A 20,586-nucleotide genomic window follows, 5' to 3' on the forward strand; every position below is an offset into this window, starting at 1 on the left:
CTGATATCACCTGTCTGCTGATACATTACCCATGGAATAATAATTCCTGCATCGCTCCATCCACAGTATTTACTGTCCACAGCACGATTCTTTGGCATAACATCTGCATAGAAATTGTTGGAGTTTTCTGCATAATCATTCATGATATCAATATAATTTTCCAGGAATGCATTTACATCGAAGTTTAGTGTTGCTGACTGGGCAAACAACTGCGCATCTCCTGTCCATCCTGCACGCTCATTACGCTGGGGGCAGTCTATGGGAATAGACAGATAATTACCCATTTCACTCCAAATGGTATTTTCTACGAAACGGTTTAAGTCGGAATCTGAAGTTGTGATATAACCGGTTCGATCGCTTACAGATGTAATCACACGTCCTCTTAAACTGTGAAGGGTGATATCTTTTGTTGCAGAAACCTCCACATAACGAAATCCCCGGTAAGTAAAGGTCTGCTGGTATTCTTCTTTGTCTTCGCCTGTCATCGTATAGATATCCGTACACTGGGCTGAGCGCAGAGCAATCCGGTATAGTGATCCATCCGGACCGTCACTTCCCATAGGGCCGTTATTGTCATCGGATACGTAGTCACTGTCACGGCCATCATTGAGGGCTTCTGCAAAGCGGAAGGTCACCTCCGTATCTTTGGAACCGCTCATCACGGCGTTCGTAAGTCCAACCATGTTCTGTCCCATATCCAGGATCAGCTTGTCACCGGCTTTGATGGTGATGTCATTGTCCACATTTACATCTTCCCTTACAACCTCACCGTAGGTCAATCCTTCGCTTGTGCCGGTTGCATTAAGGATATTTGCCGGATCATAAGTGTAGCCGGCAATTGGTTTCTGCTCATACTCATCACGAATAACTGCTGCTGCCTTAGAGTTTGGATGCAGTTCACCGCTGTATTCAGTGACATCTGCCGCATTCCATCCACTATCCTGATAGCCAGCTTCATTCCAGCCGCTGATTTTTGCCGCAATATTTGCATCATAGTGTTCACCGTTCCAGAAATCATCGTAGGTATACGGGCTGTCCTGGGAAACTTTCCAGTCTGTATCCGTATTTACTACCGTACTGGTTCCATCGTCGTAGGTAACTACCAATTTCCCCAAAATCCCTCTTTCACTGGCTTTATCATCAGGTCCAAAGACAGCTGCGAAGTTGGACTGATATGCTGTCTGATACCAGCCTCCCCCTACGGCTACTCCGATAGCATTGTTACCGTTCTGCACCAGATCTGTTACGTCATAAGTTTGGTAATTGGCATAGTGTTCATATGCTGTCCACCCGGGATTGAAAATATCATCTACATTAGAATTTACTTCCCGGCCATTTATGTAAGCCTGATATATACCCATTGCAGTCATATACAGCCGTGCAGAAACAATTGTTTTGGAACTGTCCAGTGCCATCTCTTTACGAAACAGCGGAGCCGCCTGATTAGCTCCCCCTGCGTACAGCCACCGGGCTCCGTCTATGCTTCCGGCAGTTTCAAAGTACGCGGGATCCGATACAGCGGTATTGCCGTCCTTATCCGTAATGGTTACCGTCCAGTAGTATCTGGCGGCATCCTGCAGCGCAGTATTTCCGCCGTATGGGATTCCTACAGATTCGGAACCGTCTACTTTACCGCTGTCCCAGACAATTGCTCCATCAGCACTTCCCTCACATACAACAATCTGGTAGGCAGTCTGTGCCGCACCTGTATCAGATGAAGTCATTGCCCAGCTAAACTTTACATCCTCCTTTGCCAGACCAACGGGATTCACCATATAGTCTACTTTTGCATTTACCACCTGCGTGTCTTCTGCTGCAAATGCTATTGCCGGCATAGATCCAAATGCACTGGTTGCAGTCATCGTAGCAGCCAGGAATATAGCTGCAAGTTTCTTTTTCTTCATAAGAATAATTCCCTCCTTTTCTTTACGATGTCAGTATACCGGATCTGCTTTGTACTATTGTTAAAACTTCATTGAACAAATGTTAGGCAGCAAAGGTTATAAAAATACCCGGAATCCATTGTTCTAACCTGGGTCCCGGGTATTTCTTCTACTGGATATAATAATATGTCAGTTTTTTTATTTTACAGTTACTTTCTTCTCTTGGCTGTAGTTGGTATAAACTGTTTTCCCGGCAATGGTCTTGTAAGCTCTCATACGTAAATAGTACGTCTTTTTGCTCTTTAATTTTCGTATGGTCTTTACGACAGTCTTCCCACTCTTTAGGGTTATTGTCTTCCTGCTCTTGAAATTAGACTTGGCAGCGTACTGAATCTGGTATCCGTTTGCACCGCTTACTTTCTTCCAGGATACTTTCGCAGACCGTTTGGACGTACTTTTTACTGATTTTATCTTAATCTTCTTTTCCCGGAATGTTATTTTATCTATCTGATCCTGTGCAGCTTTGACGGCCTTTAAAGCATCTTCCGCTGCTTTTTTTGCAGTCTGAAGTTCTGCATCACTCGCCGCCTTATCTGCTTTCAGCGCAGCAAGTTGTGCCTTGGCTTCATCGGCTGCTTTTCTGGCTGCATCCAGCTCTGCATTTAATTCCTCCGCTGTCTTTATCCGGTTAGACTCAGAGAGTTTAGCCTCAGCAAACGGGATCAATGTAGCTGAAGATAAACCGTTAGCGTAATATTTCACCTCATAATCATTGAAAAATCCGCCGGAAACCTCCAGTCTTCCCATCTGCAGCAGTCGGTTGCTCAAGGTAGTGGCAATGGTAACCTCTAATGTATTTGTGCCGTCCGCTATCAAATGACTGATATCCAGTACTGCATTGTTTACATTAACCGGCTCTGCCTCCTGTCCGTTTACCTTTACAGCTGCTGCTCCCGGAAACTCACCAAGATCCAGATAAGCGCCTGCCGCTTTTGACTTATCCCAGATAAAGGTTGTAGTGTAGCGGCCCACACCGGATACATCCTGACCGATTTCTCCGATTTTGTCCCAGGTAACCAGTTGATCCAGTTTCACGCTGATTGTATCTTTGTTTGTATCATATTTGTATTCCGTTGTTGTAATTCCTGTTTCCCCATTATCCTCCGTGTGGGTCTGCAATTCCCCCTGCGTCCAATTTTCCACGGTCAGATCCCAGCCTGTCAGTTCTTTTGAAGCCGGCACCTTTACGCTGGTCTGGTAGGAGGTTCCGTCGCTCAGTGTGGTAACATTGCTGCATGACCTGGCAGAGCGTACAACAAACGTTCCATTATCATTATAGAGGCTCTGGGCATCGGTAGATACGGCATGCAGTTCCTCTGCCTCTACCGCTTCAAATGCATACAGCCCAACATCGCTGTAGTTCAGATCAACAGTAAATATTGTTTTGCCGTTCTCGTATCGGTAGTTGGCAACCTTCTTTACCTCACCGGTCCAGTCATTAATCTCATAGGGAATGTAAATACCGTCCATGCTGACATCTGTGGTAGCATGTAAGCCATGATCCAGACCACAGTTCTGGCTGTCACAGTAGTTCCATGCGTACATAAACAGGTTGTCACCGTCAGCCCGCAGTTGGGTTAGTATCTGCGCATTAGAACCAATTATCTCAGCCCGGGGCTGTACATCCATTTTTTGCAGCGCATTGTATGCATCTGCCTCGTATGCTACACTGGCTACGTTACTAAGATTCCTCATCTCATCCATCACATCTGCCAGTTCAGCTTCACTTTCCTGCTTGTAGGGCGTGATCGTAGCGCCGTCCTGAACGATGATGACCTTCAGTCCTTGTTTTGCCAGATCAAGCAGTCGCTTGGCAGCATCCAGCGGCATCGCCTCCTGATGCACCAAAATTGCCTTATATCCCACGGTATCACCCAGGCTTCCGGAATTGGAATCATACTCCATCATATTCAGATAGTCCGGCGAGAAATAGTCATAGGTGTACCCTGCATCCTGCAGAGTGGTATCCTTCCAGTATACCCCTTCGTGCTCACTTAAAGGATCGTAGTATTTTGGGCCATAAGCTGTGGGCTCACCATATTTCAGATGCAGAATACCCAGATCCGTACGGGATGTACCCTCACGCAGCAATCCCTGGATACGACCCAGATGATCATTCATCTCAGGATAAGTCATAGCCTCCGGATCACGTACATCCAGACGTCCTGAAATATTGCCGTACATACCCTCAAATCCCGGCCACTGGACTCCCTCCTGGCCCCATTCGGAAGCATGCCCATGCCAGATCACACGGTTAACACCTCCGGCATACAGTGCATATGCCATCTGTGTCCAATCCTGCTCTGTAAGCGCATAATTCATATGATATATATTAAAACCATTTGAATAGTCAAAAGCAAAGATTGCGCCTGTCTCAGAGGAATACAGCTGATTCATGATATGCGCTCCCCCTGCCCACATACGGTACATATCCGGCTGATCCTTCATGTTCAGAGATTCTGTCTCGGAGTAATCCGTAACCATAGCCATCTCCGTGATTTCCAGCTTTGTGCCATAGGAGATCTGGGCGCGAAGCTTCATATTGTAATTTTCTTTTCCCCAGTTCTTTAACGGCTCCATCATCTCTTCCTGGATCAAATCAGTCCAGACATCATACAGATCATTTTTAATCTTCCAGCTCAGAGTCCTTCCATCTTCATTTTCCGTGTCACTCAGAATATAACGTCCCACCGGTCTGGTGTTCAATTCTCCCAGGGTATTTCCACCGTCACCTAGCACTAACGCCAGATACGGACGGATATCATAACCCTTTTTCTCCTGAAACCGGTCCGCCATAATACCGCTCCAGAAGATGCCCTGACTGGTTGTAAATTCCAGAGAATCCATAAACAGCTGTACATTACCCTCCCGCACAGCTTCCACCAGTTCCGGGTCATTGAAAAATGTCTTATCAAAATACTCCTCCAGCGCCTTTGCGCCGTCTCTGTTAAAATAATTGATAGCATAGGCTGTTGTCTGGGAGGGATCACATGTCTGGTATGTACCGCACTGCCACAGGCTATACAGCATGTAATCACCGTCATCCGGAGCAGTCCAGGTCAGCGTACCATCCTTCACCTCACCGGTCAAATCATAGAAGCAGCTCTGATCCAGTACCGTGGAATTACTGTTGGTTCCATCTCCCATAGAGGCAATACGGTAAGCATACACACCGATCAGTGTCTTCTTTGCAGAATCCGGAATTTTGACATCAGGAAGTCTCAAGCTACCCTCTCTTGTTTGTCCTGCCTCTACCGTCTCTTCGGAACAGATCGCCTGCTGTCCTGCCGCCTCACTATCGGGATCCAGTCCCGGAATATTGGCCGCCTTCCAATGAGTTCCGCTTGTAAGACCAACAGACATGCCGTACCTGGTTGCTGTCTCAATAGCCAGCTTCCAGTCGTGAACTGCCTCGGCAGAACCATAGGCATATTTTTCTGTATCAATGGTTGCATCATCCAGCATACATAGCTCTACACCGGTAAACCCCTGATCATGCATCATTCTGATCTCTTCCACAATGGTTTCATCGGTATGAGATCCCTGTGCCAGCCACCATCTAAGCTCCGTATTGTTTGACTGATCCGGCTTTGTATACCTGGCTTCCAGCTCTTGCTGAAAATTTGTCCCTGCTGCACTGACCGTAAGTCCTCCGCCTCCAATAGCCCCGGTCGTTGCCATTAAAGCTGCCATCAGGGATGCAATAACACGTTTTCTTTTCATTCCCTCATCTCCTTCTCTTTTGTCAGCTATCCGCCCGGCTCTGTTTACCAGTCTGAAAGCCGCAATCATTTTCTTACCTATTTATTATTAAAGGAAATGAATTGTATTATTGTTAAAATTTTGTTGTACAAATGTTAGGTTGTTATATTTCATAGCTGCTATGCTATCCTTCCGCAAAGCCTGCTACCGCTCCAGTTCCTCCTGCATAGCCCGGGTGATATCCCGGATTTGTATCCTGCTTCCGGTAATATACTCTGCCAGCTTCTTTTCCATGACGATCTCCACCTCATTGTTCCAGCCCTGGTTGCAGAGATAAAAATAGTCTCCGGCTCCATATGCCCTGTTTACTTCTTCCAAAAAACGATCCTCCCGTGGCTCTGGGTCTAACAGCTCCTTCCAGAACTCATTCTCTAAAACTCTTTTACACTCCTCAGGGTAAGCGGAGCCAGCGTACATTCCCACACCTCCGGTTTCTCCAATACTCCAGTAAGTCTTCTCCCCTGCGTTGTTGGCAGGCAGCGGCATCATCCCATACTGATCTCCGTTGGCTGCCCCGCCGGTCACCAGATTTCTGGCTTCCCCGGAGGACACAAAGAGCATGGCCGCCTCTCTGTTTTCCAGTTTTTGTCGCGCCTCATTCGCTGTGAGCTCCATAGACTCCGGATCCATATATCCCTCTCTGTAAAGCCCTGTATACATAGTAAGTACCTTATCCCAGGTTCCCTTATCGGTAAATTTTCTGGTGCCTTCCCGCAGCTCTTTGTCATAACCCGGATCCCGGGGGTAGATCTGATTTACCGCAATCTGATATAATCCATACTGATAGGTATTTCGTGCCTTTCCTCCAAGCGTCATAGGCTGGATACCCTTTTCCTTCAGCGTCTCACAGCACTCTATAAATTCCTCCCAGCATCCGGGCACGGTCACACCGTTTTCCTCAAATACTGTCTTATTATAAAGTACCCCCAGTGCCATCTTTCCGATGGAGACACTATAAACCTGGTCCTGATGACGTATCAGGGCACACTTTGTCTCATCTGCATTTTTTATGCCTTCCAAATCTGTTACGGGAGCCAGATAACCGGCTTCTGCCAGGCTGCTCACTCCGTTAGGACCCGCATACTCAGGCTGGACAAAGAAGAAATCCGGCCCTTTTCCCGTGGCCAGCCTTGTTTTCAGCACAGTATAATACTGCTCCTCCGAGAAAATCACAGGATGTATCTCAATATCCGGATAAGTCTTATTAATATTCTCTACCGTTTCCTTTCCCACAAAGCTGTGATTCCCATAGCTGGGTGCCATATAGGTCAGAACAATCTTATCTTCAGTCTTTACCTCCCTGATTCGTCCGCACCCAATAAGGGTGCACAGCATAGCCAGACCAATTAACACCACTTCATATTTTCTTCTCATATTCTGCAGACTCTCCCACTCATGTGGCTTCCGTATCCTGTGTAACTCCGCAACAGGAGTCTTATAGGTTGCCGGTTAAACCCCTTTTTCTACATCATAGCAAAAGGTTTTTTTAAATACAAGTATATACAATTGTTTTTTGATATGATATGCTTTTTTTATTACCAGTGAGTACCTATTAAATTTCCGTCCAAAGGAGGATGGCACCATGAAGCTTCAGAAAAAATTTTTTCTGATATTTTTATTGATTTCCATAATACCAATATTTATATTTTCCATCTACACTTACACCAGATATACCAATCTGATTGAAAAGCAGGTCACTCAGTCTGCAGAAAACCTCATGGATGTCGCCTCCTTTCAGGCTAATTATACACTTAGTAATCTGGAGCATATTGTGGAAGCCATGTACCTCCCAAAGGAAGATCACGTGTCCATGGTGGATAACCTGAAAAAATATGCCGGAAGAACTCAGCCCACCGACTACGATATTTATCTAAGCAACGAAAAGCTGAATTCCACCTGCCAGGATTTTATTTATTTTTCCCCTTACATTAACGGAATTTTTCTCTTTACCCCATCGGGAAATATTCTGGGCTATGGTTACGGAAACGGCATCAATATTTCCCACGATTATGATCCCACCCTTGATTCCTGGTATCAGGAATCAAGGGCGCTTGAAGGAAGCACCTATATCTACGGCCCGGATTCAAAAGATTTTTTTGAAAGCAGCAGTCCTTCTATCTCCTTTTGTACCGCACTGTACGATGTACACACCCGAGACTTCTTGGGGATACTGATGATTGACTGTAAACCTGAGGTCTTTGATCTTGCCACAGTAAATACCATGCCAGAGACAGCCTCGCTGACCGTCATGCAAAAGGACAGCCCCCTGTATATTACCCAATCTCCGGGACTGTCTGATTTTGGCACCGATGACTCTCTTCTTCTGGAAAAGGATCTGAATCTGGTTGATCTCACCTTGCATGCTTCCATAAACCGGGACCTTCTGTACAATGAGTTCAGTATTACGCAGATTACCCTTATATTTCTTACCGTCACCTGTATACTGGCCTTCCTCATTATTTCCATTCTCCTGTCTAAGAGCCTGACAAAGCCCATTACCTACCTGAGCAGTCAGATGGCACGGTCTGACGGAAAGTATGATGTATCTGACAGCCCTTACTTTGGCAACCGGAATGAGATTGGCACTCTGTACAATTCCTTTCAGGAAATGCTGGATGAGCGGAACCGCTACATAAAAAACGAATTGGAAAACAAGCTGATCCTGCTGGATTCCCAGATGAAATCCCTGGAATCTCAAATAAATGCCCATTTCCTTTATAATACACTGGAGGCCATTAACAGCATTGCAGCAATCAACAAAGTTCCGAGAATCTGCACCATGACCATGGCTCTGGGCAGCATGTTCCGCTACAGCATCAAGACCAAGAGCGAACTGGTTCCCGTTAGGGAGGAGCTGGAACACGTAAAAAATTACGTTGCTATCCAGCAGATCCGGTTCGACTATGGGTTCACATATGAGGTGCATATTCCGGATGCACTCCGTGAAGTAAAGGTGCTGAAACTGATTCTGCAGCCCCTGGTGGAAAATGCACTGTATCACGGCCTAAACTACTGCCGTGCAGGAAATTTGATCACCGTGGAAGCAAGGCGGGAGAAAAACAGGTTGTTCCTCTGTGTCACTGACAACGGAAGGGGAATGACGGAGGATGCGCTTACAGTCCTCCAAAATCAATTGGCGGAGAAACCGGAATTTAAAGAACTGGGGCGCAGGCATGGTCAAAGTATCGGTGTGAAAAATATTCACACACGTATCTCTCTATACTATGGGGAGTATTACGGACTTCAGATATTCAGTAAAATAGGGCAGGGTACAATGGTACAGATCACCCTCCCTGTGATGGATGGATAACGGCTCTATACCTGCATCTCAAAAAGGATGCGGCTACTTCAAACACCATCATAAAGCAATTTCCAACCAAATGGAACTTTCAACCGTAAAAAGGATAAATTACAAAGGAGTGTTACACTATGAAATACCGCTATCTCATTATTGATGATGAAAAGCTGGCCCGCCTTGGGACGCTGGAAAAGCTCTCTCCCATAAATGACCGGATTACTTGTGCGGGAGAGGCCGCAGATGGAGATGAGGGAATCGCCCTTGTAGAAAAACTCCACCCGGATATTATCATTACTGATATGAAAATGCCCATCATGGACGGAGAGCAGCTTCTCCCCCTGCTGGCGGAAAAATATCCCCAGATACAGATTATCGTCATCAGTGGATACCGCGACTTTGAATACTCCAGACAGGCTATCCGCGCCAGTGCCATTGACTATATCTTAAAGCCTTTTGGCAGCAGTGAGATTATCTCTGCTGTAGAGCAGGCCATCACCCGCATTGAAAATCAGACAGAGGTGGAAACAAAACTTCAGTCCTCGGAGAAATATAAGGAAGCTCTTCACCTAAACCACGATAGAGAGCAGCTTAGGAACCTGATCTGCGGTTACTCCGAGAGTAATCTGCATCTCTCCTCCGAACGGTTGAAATTTATCAATCAGAGCCACTCCTGCCTTTTCGTGCTGCTGCGCTCTGAACAGCCTTTGCCGGAGGATGAAATCAGCCTGCTCCTTTCCGACAGGGGCTATGACAACATGGCTCTTTATCTTCCCCACCCCCATGCAGAAAACCTGGGCTTTTTTCTGCTGTTCTTTCCCGCCAGGACGTTTTTTTCGGCAGAGTCAGTCTGTCATGAAATGATCGAAAATCTAAAGGCACTGTTTCTTTCCCGGAATGAACAAGTGATCTATGGAGTCAGCCGGGAACACCGACACCTGCTGTCCCTGCACAATGCCTTTCAGGAAAGCATTCAGGCCTTGAATCAGATGAAGGTACAGGATGATACTTATATCTTTACCATTACGGATACCCCTGCTCCCAAATCCATCCTTTGGGAGCGCACAGACCAGCTGCTCTTCCGAATTGAAGCCGGCATGAATCAGGAGGTGGATATCTTGGTAAAAGACCTGTTTTCTTATTATCAAAGCCTGACAGATGCCACTTTTTATGAAATTAAATGCTCCTGCTTCCAAATCACCAATCAGGTGAAGCTGATGCTAAACCAGTATATTCAGCAGATTCAGGCTGACTCCGTGGATACCAGCATCCAGAATATTCTGGATACTATGTTCAGTCTGGAGGAGCTATGCCGCTATTACCGGCAGTTTTTCGGAACTATATCCCAGGCTTTGGCACCTGACAATGTGTACTCTGACAGCGACATTGTAAATAATGTGAAAACCTATATTGACAGAAACTTCTACCGCGATATCTCTGTGGAGTTTGTAGCTTCTCTGTTCCACATGAACAGAAGTTACCTAAGCCATATATTCAAGAAAAAGCAGGGAAAGACTTTTATTGACTACCTGAATCTGGTAAGAGTTTCGGAATCCAAAATACTGTTGAAAAATTCCGACAAAAAACTATACCAAATTGCCAAAGCTGTAGGTTACGACAATGTCAGCTATTTCTGTCGGGTATTTAAAAAGCTGGAGCAGATGACACCAGAGCAATATCGGGGATAATATACCATACAACTATTAATAATACTATTAACAGGTATTCTAAATACCTTTATAAAAGGGAGTAACCTATGAAAAAAACAAATATCAAGTACCAGACCTATGTTCAGATCCTGAAAGAAGAATTAGTTCCCGCCATGGGATGTACCGAGCCAATCTCGATTGCCTACGGAGCTGCAAAAGCCAGGGAGATACTGGGGTGTATTCCCCAGAGGATTGAGATACAGGTAAGCGGTAATATTATAAAAAATGTAAAGAGCGTGATTGTTCCAAATACCGGAGGATTAAAGGGCATCTCTGCCGCAGTCATCGCAGGGGTAATTGCCGGAAATGCTGATAAAAAACTGGAAGTCATCTCCCAGGTGACGCCGGAAGAAAAAGCGCTGATGAAACAGGCACTCACTGATATTCCCGTTGTGGTAAAAGAAGCCGTTACTGACAGGATTTTTGATATTATACTCTTTTTCTCTGCTGAGGAATCCTGTGTAAACCTGCGCATCAGTGATTACCATACAAATATTGTGTACATTGAAAAAGATCAGAAAATACTCTATGAAGCTGGCGTAACTGCACTGGCTGAGACACATCTCACGGACCGCAGCCTGTTGGATGTGGAGAGTATTGTAGAGTTCGCAGATTCAGTGGACATCGATGATGTCAGAGAGGTTCTGGATCGACAGATTGCTTATAATTCTGCTATTGCCGAAGAAGGTTTGAAGGGAACTTACGGAGCTAATATTGGAAATGTGATTCTCTCTACCTACGGCAATGATATTAAAGTTCGTGCCAAGGCTGCTGCGGCTGCCGGCTCTGATGCCAGAATGAGCGGATGTGAGCTTCCTGTTATCATCAATTCCGGAAGCGGGAATCAGGGCATGTGTGCCTCTCTTCCGGTAATTGAATACGGCAAAGAACTGGGGGTAAGTCATGACAGGCTGCTTCGTGCTTTGGTGGTATCGAACCTGATTACCATACATCAGAAGACCGGGATTGGCAGACTGTCAGCATACTGCGGCGCTGTCAGTGCCGGCTGCGGAAGCGGTACCGGAATCGCCTATCTTATGGGCGGGGACTTCAAGGTTATTGCCCATACCCTGGTAAATTCCGTGGCAATTGTCTCCGGCATAATCTGCGACGGGGCAAAGGCTTCCTGTGCCGCCAAAATTGCCGCCTCTGTGGATGCCGGCATTCTGGGTTATTATATGTATAAAAACGGAAAGCAGTTTTACAGTGGCGATGGTATCGTTACAAAGGGTGTGGAAGCTACTATCCGCAATATCGGGATACTGGGTAAAGAGGGGATGAAAGAAACCGATAAGGAAATCATTAAATTGATGATTCAGGAACCACAGGATTAAGATCATGGGGACTTCAGAATAATAGAAAGATTTTCAGCTGTTACGTTTGGATTCATATAATTTGTATGATCTGGGTAAAAAGGCAGGTTCGGTATTTTCCATACGGGAAATACCGAACCTGCCCATTTTATTTTACAGCTATTCTGCCTTCCGCAGATCACTGTACTGTGCTTCCAGCCATGGCTTTAATGCATCGGCTGACATTGTGTGTACTTCATTATTGTCAGATGTCTTGACGTAGTAATCACCGTCTTCCGTTTGATTTCCAATCTGAAGTATTACCTGTTTTACTTCTGTTACCAGTTTTGTACTCTGGGTTTCGCTCTCAGACTCTTCTGTCTGAACGTCATCCGCTTCCGTGGTTTTAGTTCCAGGCTCAGATGCAGACTCAGATGCAGGCGCAGATGCAGTCTCAGATGCAGGCTCAGATCCAGGTTCAGATCCAGGTTCAGATGCAGGCTCAGATCCAGGTTCAGATCCAGGCTCAGATGCAGGCTCAGATCCAGGTTCAGATCCAGGTTCAGATCCAGGCTCAGATGAAGACTCAGCCTCATGGGTCACCGTGTAATCCAGCGTAATGACTGCTGAAGGGTCTTTCAGACCGTACTGATCCAGGTTCTTACAGTCATAGTCAATATAATCCTTAAAGTTCAGGCTGGTCACATTGGAAAGTAATTGGTTAGACTTGGTTCCATCTGCTTCTTTTTTCTTGTTTTTACTGTCTTTTACACTCCACGTTGCCGAATCATCTCGGGATGATTCTAGTGTAAGCTGATTGTCTGTCTGGTCAACTACTGCTTTAATGATGGTATTACTGGTGATGCTTGGGAAGGAACTGTCTACAACCAGATCATACAGTTTTCCGTTAAAAGCATTTGCAAAGGTACTGCTTACGGTATAGATATGCTCGGGATTATTCATATACATATAATAATCACCAGTTGTTTCATTTTCATTTCCTATATAAAATACTGTCTCTACACCATTATTACTGATCACCGTAACGGTATTACTGGGCTCTTTAAGACCATAATCATCCAGATTCTCAAGCTGTCCCAGATCTCTTACGGCTTTAATATCTTTAAAATTATCCAGAAGTGTTTTCACTTTATCCTGATCTACCGGAAAGTTTTTATCTTCTGTATAATACCAGCTGTTATTTTCTTTTTTAAACTCCAGCTTTTCCTTATCAAGGATATATGTGAGTCCTGTTATATCAGATTCCTCAATGGAAGTTACTGCAACGCTGGTATCTTCTGTTTCTGATTCTGCCTCCTGCTCTTTATTATAATTTTTCAGGCAGAAATACGCTGCAGTCAGAAGAATTAATACAACAAGAGCAGTAAGTAACCCTATTAATTTCTTCTTTTTCTTCATTATCGTTTTCTCCTTCTAAACCAGATTACTCCGCCTGTCAGCAGACAAATCAGCGGCAGGATTACAATCGCAAGAGAACTTAAGAATGCAGAGGCTGCTGAAGTAATTGTCAGATAGCTTACCTGGGTACTCTTACTTGGAATGGATACACTTGCCTCCTGATCACACATCCAGCTGAGTGCATTTGTCAGAAGCTCCGTATTGGCACCGGATACCGCACTGTCAATCTGTTCATTTAACATATTACCGCTTGACAGGTATACCAGTTTTGTTTCTTTGTCATCGACCGTTTCCGTAATTGCAACACCCAGATCATATGCGCCTGATTCATCCCCATCTTCTTTGGACAGGCTAGTCATGTTTTCTGCATCCTTTTTTATATACGCGGAATCTGACGTGGTAAGGAGGCTGCTGACGTTAATCGTATCTCTTTTATCATCCAGTGTTTTAATTCCCTGGGCTACCGGCATTAAAACAAAGCGGCCGCTCAGGCTGCTTACTACTTCCTGGCTTCCGATATTTGGAAGGAGGTATAACGGATTTCCGGAAGCATAATGATTAGCATCTCCTTCAATCACCACGCCGCCCATTGTCTCTACACCGTATTCCTTTAATACGGATTCGAAATTAGGCATTTCCGTACCGGTATAGTCTGATACGATCATTGCTTTTCCGCCTGCTTTTAAGTAATTAATGATCTTTGATGCCTCATCTGCCGAAATATCCTTGGTTGGGGAAAACAGGAACAGACAGTCCGCATCTTCCGGTACCGACTCCTGGGATACCAGATTCAAATCCTTAATCTCTATATTTTCCTTTTCAATTGCAGACTTCATCGTAGTGCTGACAGATGCCTCATCATGGCCTCCCAGTACATACATTACCGGAAGTTCTTCCGATGTGACATAAGAGATGGCACTGGTTATCTGGCCCTCTCCGTCAAATCCGGTAACCTGGGAAGAATATGTGCTGTAATCTACACTTGTTTCATAAATGTCACTGTAATTAATAACCTTGTTTCTCTTTTCTCCAACCACAATAATACTGTTGCTGCTGACCTTCTCATCTGTATACTGAGAAGCAAAGTTTGGATACAGCGCCGGATCCTTGGTTTCAACTTTTATATGGGAAGAGAGGTCTTTATAACGGTCCAGAACCTCTTTTAAGGTACTATCCTCCTGCCCTTTCTGTGCAATCAGGTAAAGGGTTACATCACTTTTTAACCCCTTGATAATTTCCTCCGTCTTGTCTCCAATCGTATAGAGTTTATTATCGCTGAAATCCAGTTTTGTATATTTACCGGGAAGCTGTCCGATCACCAGGTTAATTACAATTACAATGGCTATTACAATCACCGTAATGGCTATGCTGTACGAACCATTTTTTACTTTTTTGTTACTCCATTTCGGAAAAATGTTTTTTATTTTCATGATCTGCCTCCTCTAGCTCCAGCGTCTCTTCTGTATCGACTGTACCGTCAAAAACAGAAAAACAGCAATGATTGATAAAAAGTATATGATTCCTCCGATATCCAGAATTCCACTGACAAAATTGTCAAAATGACTGGAGATATCAAAAATACCCAATACCTTCTGTATTGCTCCTTCAAAGAGGCTTTGTTTTACAGTATATAGAACCAGCAGTGCCGCCTCTCCTATAACTGCCACCAGGCACACCGTAAATAAATTCTTCATCACCATGTAGATAATTCCGCAGCAAACAAGAAGTACCGCGGTAAATGCAATGAGGGAAGTAATTGCCGTTTCCGAAAAAAAACTTTTAATGCCGCTCATCATATAACAGATAAACAGCACCACGAAGGTTACTACTGCTGCTATAATCTGGCTCTCAGTTATAGATGATAAGAAAATTCCTATTGCGATATTGGCACATCCCAAAAGGAAAAATCCGATCACTGCAACGTAAGCCATTTTAAGGGATACGGAACCAAAATTTTTTAATATAATCGGATAAATGCAAAGAATGATCATAGGAATCAGGAAGATCACGATTAATGCCGTAAATTTCCCCAGTACAATATCTTTCACAGAAAGAGGGGATGTCAAAAGCAGCTGGTCTGTCTTCTGTTTCTTTTCTTCCGCCAGTACCCGCATGGTCAATATTGGCGTTATAATAAGGAATACAAAGGTTATTGCAGATAATGTATATCCAAATACCGGATATCCCATCTGTAGATTATAAGCAGTAAAATACACTCCTGCCAGTAGTAAAATAAATGCGATAAATACATATCCAGTCATAGAAGTAAGATAAGATTTCACCTCTTTTTTACAAATCGCTGTCATGAGTCTGCTCCTCCTCTTCCATATTCTTTTCCTCTTGCAAATCATATTCCTGCCCGGTCAGGGCCTCTTCTTTTGGTTCATCAGCCGCTGATGCCGGTTCACCCTGTGATTCATTCTGATCTTCCTCTTCACCGCCAGCTTCATCTGTCAGCTTTTTATCATCTGCTGTCAGCTCCAGGAATACATCTTCCAGGGATACCCTGGTGGACTTCATCATAAGAATCGGACATTGCGCATGAGCCATTCCATAGAAAATTTCTTCTCTTACATCTGCCTGATCCTTTGCTCTTACTTCAATATCCACCGTATTTTCTTCATCAGACTCCAGGAAACTCCACTCGTCGATATTCTCAATTTCATTTAGAATCTGCTCCGTCTCTACTTTTGTTCCTTTCACTCTCAGGTTCAGGGTCTCACTTCCCTGCATCAGCTTACTCAGGTTCCCGGGTGTATCACTTGCAACCAGTTTGCCATGTGCGATAATCATAACATAATCACAGACTGCACTTACCTCTGACAGGATATGGGAGCTCAAAATGACTGTATGCTTTTTACTCAGACTCTTAATTAATTCACGAATCTCAATAATCTGCTTTGGATCAAGTCCTACGGTAGGCTCATCCAGTATTATGACTTCCGGATATCCCATTATTGCCTGTGCCAGCCCCACTCTCTGGCGGTAGCCCTTTGATAAATTCTTAATTAAGCGGTTCTTCATATCCGTAATCTTTGTCATTTCCATGACATCGCTTATCATATCCAGACGTTGATCCTTAGGGATTTTCTTTAATTGTGCAACAAATTTTAAATATTCCCAAACGGTCATATCAAAATAAAGAGGTGGCTGTTCAGGAAGATATCCGATACATTTTTTAGCCTCTTCCGGCTCCTCTAAGATATCATGCCCATTGATGCTTACGCTGCCCTCCGTTGATGCAATATAGCCGGTAATGATATTCATTGTAGTCGATTTTCCGGCTCCATTCGGGCCTAAAAAACCGTAGATCTGACCTTTTTCAACGGAAAAGCTAAGGCCGTCTACAGCAAGATGATCTCCATATCTTTTGACTAAATTCTTTACTTCTATCAAACTTCTTCCTCCTTTTTCATTCACATGGCAACTTCCCGGCAACCCGTAATTACCGTTAATTACTTATCTAAATTACGAGATAAATGTGTTTTTTATTAGATTAAAATGTGTTTTTTCTCTGAAAATTCTGTGAACACCAAAAAAGAGCTGCCACTTTTCCCTATTAAGTGACAACTCCCATTATTTCTATTAGCGCCAGAATACGTTTAACCGCTGGCTAATCAACTAATCAACCGCATTTTCTTCTGCTGTTAACATACTTATCCTTTTTTCTTTTATTGGAAACCAGCTCCATAACTTTTGCCTTGTACTCTTCATCAATACTGATTCTGGCAAGGCTGACTAACCGATAGGTATCCAGATGATATGGCAGACTTTTATGAAGCGCCAGATCCACCAGATACTTTGCCGACTTAAAACTGCTGAGATGCGTATGTCCCTCTTCAAATCTCTTATCTGTATTATGTACCACAAAACCACCATCTGCACGGTATACCTTGAAAGATTGTTTCGAATAAATTTGATTCATAGAACATTCCTCCTGTTTAATTTTGTCGTAAGCAGAACACAGTCCGCTTTTCCTGATTGTAGCAGTTAATCATAAAACTCAAGTCTGTTTTTTGTAAAATCTGTGTCAGATCTACGTTGTGGAATTTCCTCTAAAAGCAAAAGACAAAAGCATTGTCCTTTGTATAAGACTATGCCTTTGTCTTTCTATTATTAACCTTTATAGTAATTTATTAAACAACCTTTCAGGATGATGGTTCTTTCATCATCTGTCAGTTCGCCCATCTTAAGGGTGAACTCTTTCATTGTGTCACCCACTACATAAGCTTTAATCTCAGTTGCTTTGTCTTCTATTGCCTTACGCACATCCGGTACATAGATATAATCTCCGTTTTTAAACGGAAGATCACCTTTATCAACCAGGAATGGAAGCATTCCCCAGTTAATCAGATTAGAACGGTAACGCTTTGTCGCATATTCATTTGCGATATTTGCCCATCCTCCAAGTACTTTCTGACAGGAAGCTGCCTGTTCACGTGCAGAACCATCACCCGGTTTTACGGCGAAAATGGTACTGCCGATTCCGGTATTCTGCTCATTTGCATCGGGGTATAAGGTATGGATGGTATTTACAACCGGTTCCAACTCTGCCAGGGCATCGTATGGTGCACCGCCGGTAAGTCTTGCTTTTTCAGCTGCATATACCTCTTTCGCACGTCCAACATAAGCCGGGTCTTTTCTGGAAAGGGTAAATTCAGCCAGTCCCAGTGGGTTGGAACGGTAAGATGAAGTCTCTCCGGAAGGAATCAGCTCATCCGTTGTGGTAACCGGATCATGAATCTCACATACCACCTTGAGGATCATATTGTCCGTAAGTGCTGACATTGCAGGCCAGTCTTTAATGTTCGGTCCGAATTTAATTTCAACAGAAGGATCTGCAATCCCCTTGCTGTCGAATACACGGTTTTCATATATACTCTTATCAAAGAAATATTTTGGTTTGCTGTAATTTACATCCACATCCGTTGCCGCTGTCAGATATCCTTTGTTTGCAGCTGTTGCCGCAATGGAACGGGCATCCATAAGTGCTACGGAAGAAATCTGTCCGTTCTGAAGCTTACTTCCTTCTCTGTTAGGGAAGTTTCTGGTGGAATGACGGATACTGAATGCATTATTCGCCGGTGTATCACCTGCACCAAAGCAAGGACCGCAAAATGCCGTCTTCACAATGGCTCCTGTTGCCATCAACTCTGCTAGTCTTCCATTTTTAGCTAATTCCATATAAATCGGCGTACTTGCCGGGTAAATGCTAAGGGTAAATTCATCAGATCCAATACTTGCACCTTTTAAGATGTCTGCTGCATCGCAGATATTTTCGAATCCGCCGCCGGCACATCCTGCAATAATACCCTGATCCACATAGAGTCTGCCGCCGCGTACTTTATCTTTTAAAGTAAAGTCTACAGCTCCGTCCAGGCTTACCAGCGCCTTCTTTTCCACATCAGCGAGGATATCCATTAAGTTTGCATTTAACTCCTCAATGGTATATGTATTGCTTGGATGGAAAGGCATTGCGATCATTGGTCTTACCTGGCTTAAATCTACATAGACCATACCGTCATAGTAAGTTACGGCTCCCGGTGCAAGTTCCTTATACTCTTCACTTCTTCCATGAATGTCATAGAAATCCTTAATCTCACTGTCGGTCTTCCAGATCGAGGACAGACAGGTGGTCTCCGTAGTCATAACATCAATGCCGATTCTGAAATCAGCAGTTAACTTATCAACTCCCGGTCCCACAAATTCCATTACTTTATTGTTTACATACCCATTGGCAAATACGGCTCCGATAATTGCCAGTGCAACGTCCTGAGGTCCAACACCCTTAACAGGTTCTCCCTCCAGATAAACACCTACTACTCCGGGCATATTAATATCATAAGTTTTTGACAATAACTGTTTTACAAGCTCCGGACCGCCTTCACCCATTGCCATTGTACCTAAAGCACCATAGCGGGTATGAGAATCAGATCCCAGAATCATTTTTCCTCCGCCTGCCAGCATTTCTCTGGCAAACTGGTGAATAACTGCCTGATGAGGAGGAACATAAACCCCGCCATATTTTTTCGCACAGGTAAGTCCGAACATGTGATCGTCTTCATTGATCGTTCCGCCAACGGCACATAAGCTGTTATGGCAGTTTGTCAAAACGTATGGTACCGGAAATTTTTCAAGTCCGGATGCACGTGCTGTCTGGATAATACCAACAAACGTAATATCATGGGATGTGAGCTTGTCAAATTTAACCTTCAGCTTTTCCATATTTCCGGAAGTATTATGGCTTTCTAAAATACCATAAGCAATTGTATTTTTGGCAGCCTCGGCTTTTGCAGGAACGTTATCGCCTAATTTGCTTTTTAAAACGGCAGCAGCATCGGCATTATCTTCCACGATTTCTGTCCCGTTCAACAGGTATACGCCATTATCGTATAATTTTACCATTGATAGTTACTCCTTTTCTATTTTGTTTCCCAGAACCTGTCTGAGACAGATTCTGATTTATCTTAATTTTAAAAATCCTGTATTTCCATATATTTCATATAATTTACAACCATGAGGGCAATCTTGAACGTTAATGCATCATCAAACACGCGGATATCAAGACCGGTGCTCTTCTGGAGTTTTTCCAGACGGTAAACTAACGTATTACGATGAACGAAAAGCTGTCTGGAAGTCTCGGAGACATTCAGATTGTTTTCAAAGAATTTATTGATGGTCATCAGGGTTTCATCATCAAAGCTATCCGGCATTTTTTCTCCGAATACTTCCTTCATGAACATCTGACACAGCGGAATCGGAAGCTGATAGATGAGTCGTCCAATACCCAGTGTATTGTATGCAATAATATTTTTCTCAACGTAGAAAATTTTCCCCACGTCCAGCGCCATCTTCGCTTCTTTATAAGACTTCGATACCAATTTAATTTCATCCACAATCGTTCCGTAAGCTATACGGACACTGGACATAGCCTCAGCATTTAACATGTCTCTCAGCATCTTGGCAATCTCATCAATATCCTCATAAGTATCCTCCGGCTTTAATTCTTTCACCAAAATAATACTTTTTTCATCTACAGCAGTAATATAATCCTTCGGTTTTGATGCAAACAGGCTTTTTACTGTCTCCAGTGCATTGTTATCCTTCTCATATTTCGTTTCTACCATAAATACCACACGTCTTGCTTCCGTTTCAATATGAAGCTT

The 20,586-nt window shown here is 43.9% G+C and carries 13 protein-coding genes; 3 read left to right on the forward strand and 10 right to left on the reverse strand.

Translation table 11 applies throughout. The annotated features are described in order from the left end of the window. From RHS_RS22640 to RHS_RS22650, 3 genes are all read right to left on the reverse strand, one after another. Nucleotides 1-1,904 (reverse strand): family 78 glycoside hydrolase catalytic domain (locus tag RHS_RS22640; protein WP_047834445.1); only part of this gene is annotated, 1,904 nt, incomplete at its 3' end. Nucleotides 1,905-2,081: 177 nt separating this feature from the next. Beyond that, nucleotides 2,082-5,666 (reverse strand): hypothetical protein, encoded by a 3,585-nt coding sequence (locus tag RHS_RS22645; protein ID WP_395023386.1) that lies wholly within the window; start codon nt 5,664-5,666, stop codon nt 2,082-2,084. A 183-nt stretch (nt 5,667-5,849) separates the two neighbouring features. Next, nucleotides 5,850-7,079, reverse strand: coding sequence for an ABC transporter substrate-binding protein (locus tag RHS_RS22650; RefSeq protein WP_044297134.1), 1,230 nt, complete (start codon nt 7,077-7,079; stop codon nt 5,850-5,852). A 208-nt stretch (nt 7,080-7,287) separates the two neighbouring features. Between RHS_RS22650 and RHS_RS22655 the strand changes: the two genes are divergently transcribed. The 3 genes from RHS_RS22655 (at nt 7,288) to RHS_RS22665 (ending at nt 12,043) form a co-directional block, all read left to right on the forward strand. Continuing rightward, nucleotides 7,288-9,015, forward strand: coding sequence for a sensor histidine kinase (locus RHS_RS22655; protein ID WP_044297135.1), 1,728 nt, complete (start codon nt 7,288-7,290; stop codon nt 9,013-9,015). Between the two features lie 119 nt (nt 9,016-9,134). Further along, a complete protein-coding gene (locus tag RHS_RS22660; protein ID WP_047834447.1) occupies nt 9,135-10,688 on the forward strand; it encodes a response regulator in 1,554 nt (517 codons plus the stop codon). Nucleotides 10,689-10,756: 68 nt separating this feature from the next. Next, nucleotides 10,757-12,043 carry a serine dehydratase subunit alpha family protein gene (locus RHS_RS22665; protein ID WP_027295345.1) on the forward strand — a complete coding sequence of 429 codons (1,287 nt, stop codon included), beginning with the start codon at nt 10,757-10,759 and terminating at the stop codon, nt 12,041-12,043. Nucleotides 12,044-12,181: 138 nt separating this feature from the next. On the opposite strand, the gene RHS_RS22670 is transcribed toward RHS_RS22665, so the two are convergent. The 7 genes from RHS_RS22670 to RHS_RS22700 form a co-directional block, all read right to left on the reverse strand. Then, entirely contained in the window at nt 12,182-13,420 is a 1,239-nt protein-coding gene (locus RHS_RS22670) for a DUF4340 domain-containing protein (protein WP_047834448.1), read from the reverse strand. Beyond that, on the reverse strand, nt 13,420-14,850 hold the full coding sequence (locus RHS_RS22675) for a GldG family protein (protein ID WP_047834449.1): 1,431 nt from the start codon (nt 14,848-14,850) through the stop codon (nt 13,420-13,422). Before RHS_RS22675 ends, RHS_RS22670 begins: the two co-directional genes overlap by 1 nt. A 12-nt stretch (nt 14,851-14,862) precedes the next feature. Further along, nucleotides 14,863-15,726 carry an ABC transporter permease gene (locus RHS_RS22680; protein ID WP_027295348.1) on the reverse strand — a complete coding sequence of 288 codons (864 nt, stop codon included), beginning with the start codon at nt 15,724-15,726 and terminating at the stop codon, nt 14,863-14,865. Beyond that, on the reverse strand, nt 15,710-16,816 hold the full coding sequence (locus RHS_RS22685) for an ATP-binding cassette domain-containing protein (RefSeq protein ID WP_047834450.1): 1,107 nt from the start codon (nt 16,814-16,816) through the stop codon (nt 15,710-15,712). Before RHS_RS22685 ends, RHS_RS22680 begins: the two co-directional genes overlap by 17 nt. Before the next feature lie 229 nt (nt 16,817-17,045). Further along, on the reverse strand, nt 17,046-17,345 hold the full coding sequence (locus RHS_RS22690; protein ID WP_027295350.1) for a hypothetical protein: 300 nt from the start codon (nt 17,343-17,345) through the stop codon (nt 17,046-17,048). 191 nt (nt 17,346-17,536) lie between these two features. Next, complete coding sequence (locus RHS_RS22695; RefSeq protein ID WP_027295351.1) at nt 17,537-19,825, reverse strand: hydratase; 2,289 nt, start codon at nt 19,823-19,825, stop codon at nt 17,537-17,539. Between the two features lie 68 nt (nt 19,826-19,893). Further along, nucleotides 19,894-20,586, reverse strand: a 693-nt coding sequence (locus RHS_RS22700; protein WP_047834451.1) for a helix-turn-helix domain-containing protein, incomplete at its 5' end; no start/stop codon positions are given.

This window comes from Robinsoniella sp. RHS, assembly GCF_001029355.1.
Classification (GTDB): Bacteria; Bacillota; Clostridia; order Lachnospirales; family Lachnospiraceae; genus Robinsoniella; species Robinsoniella peoriensis.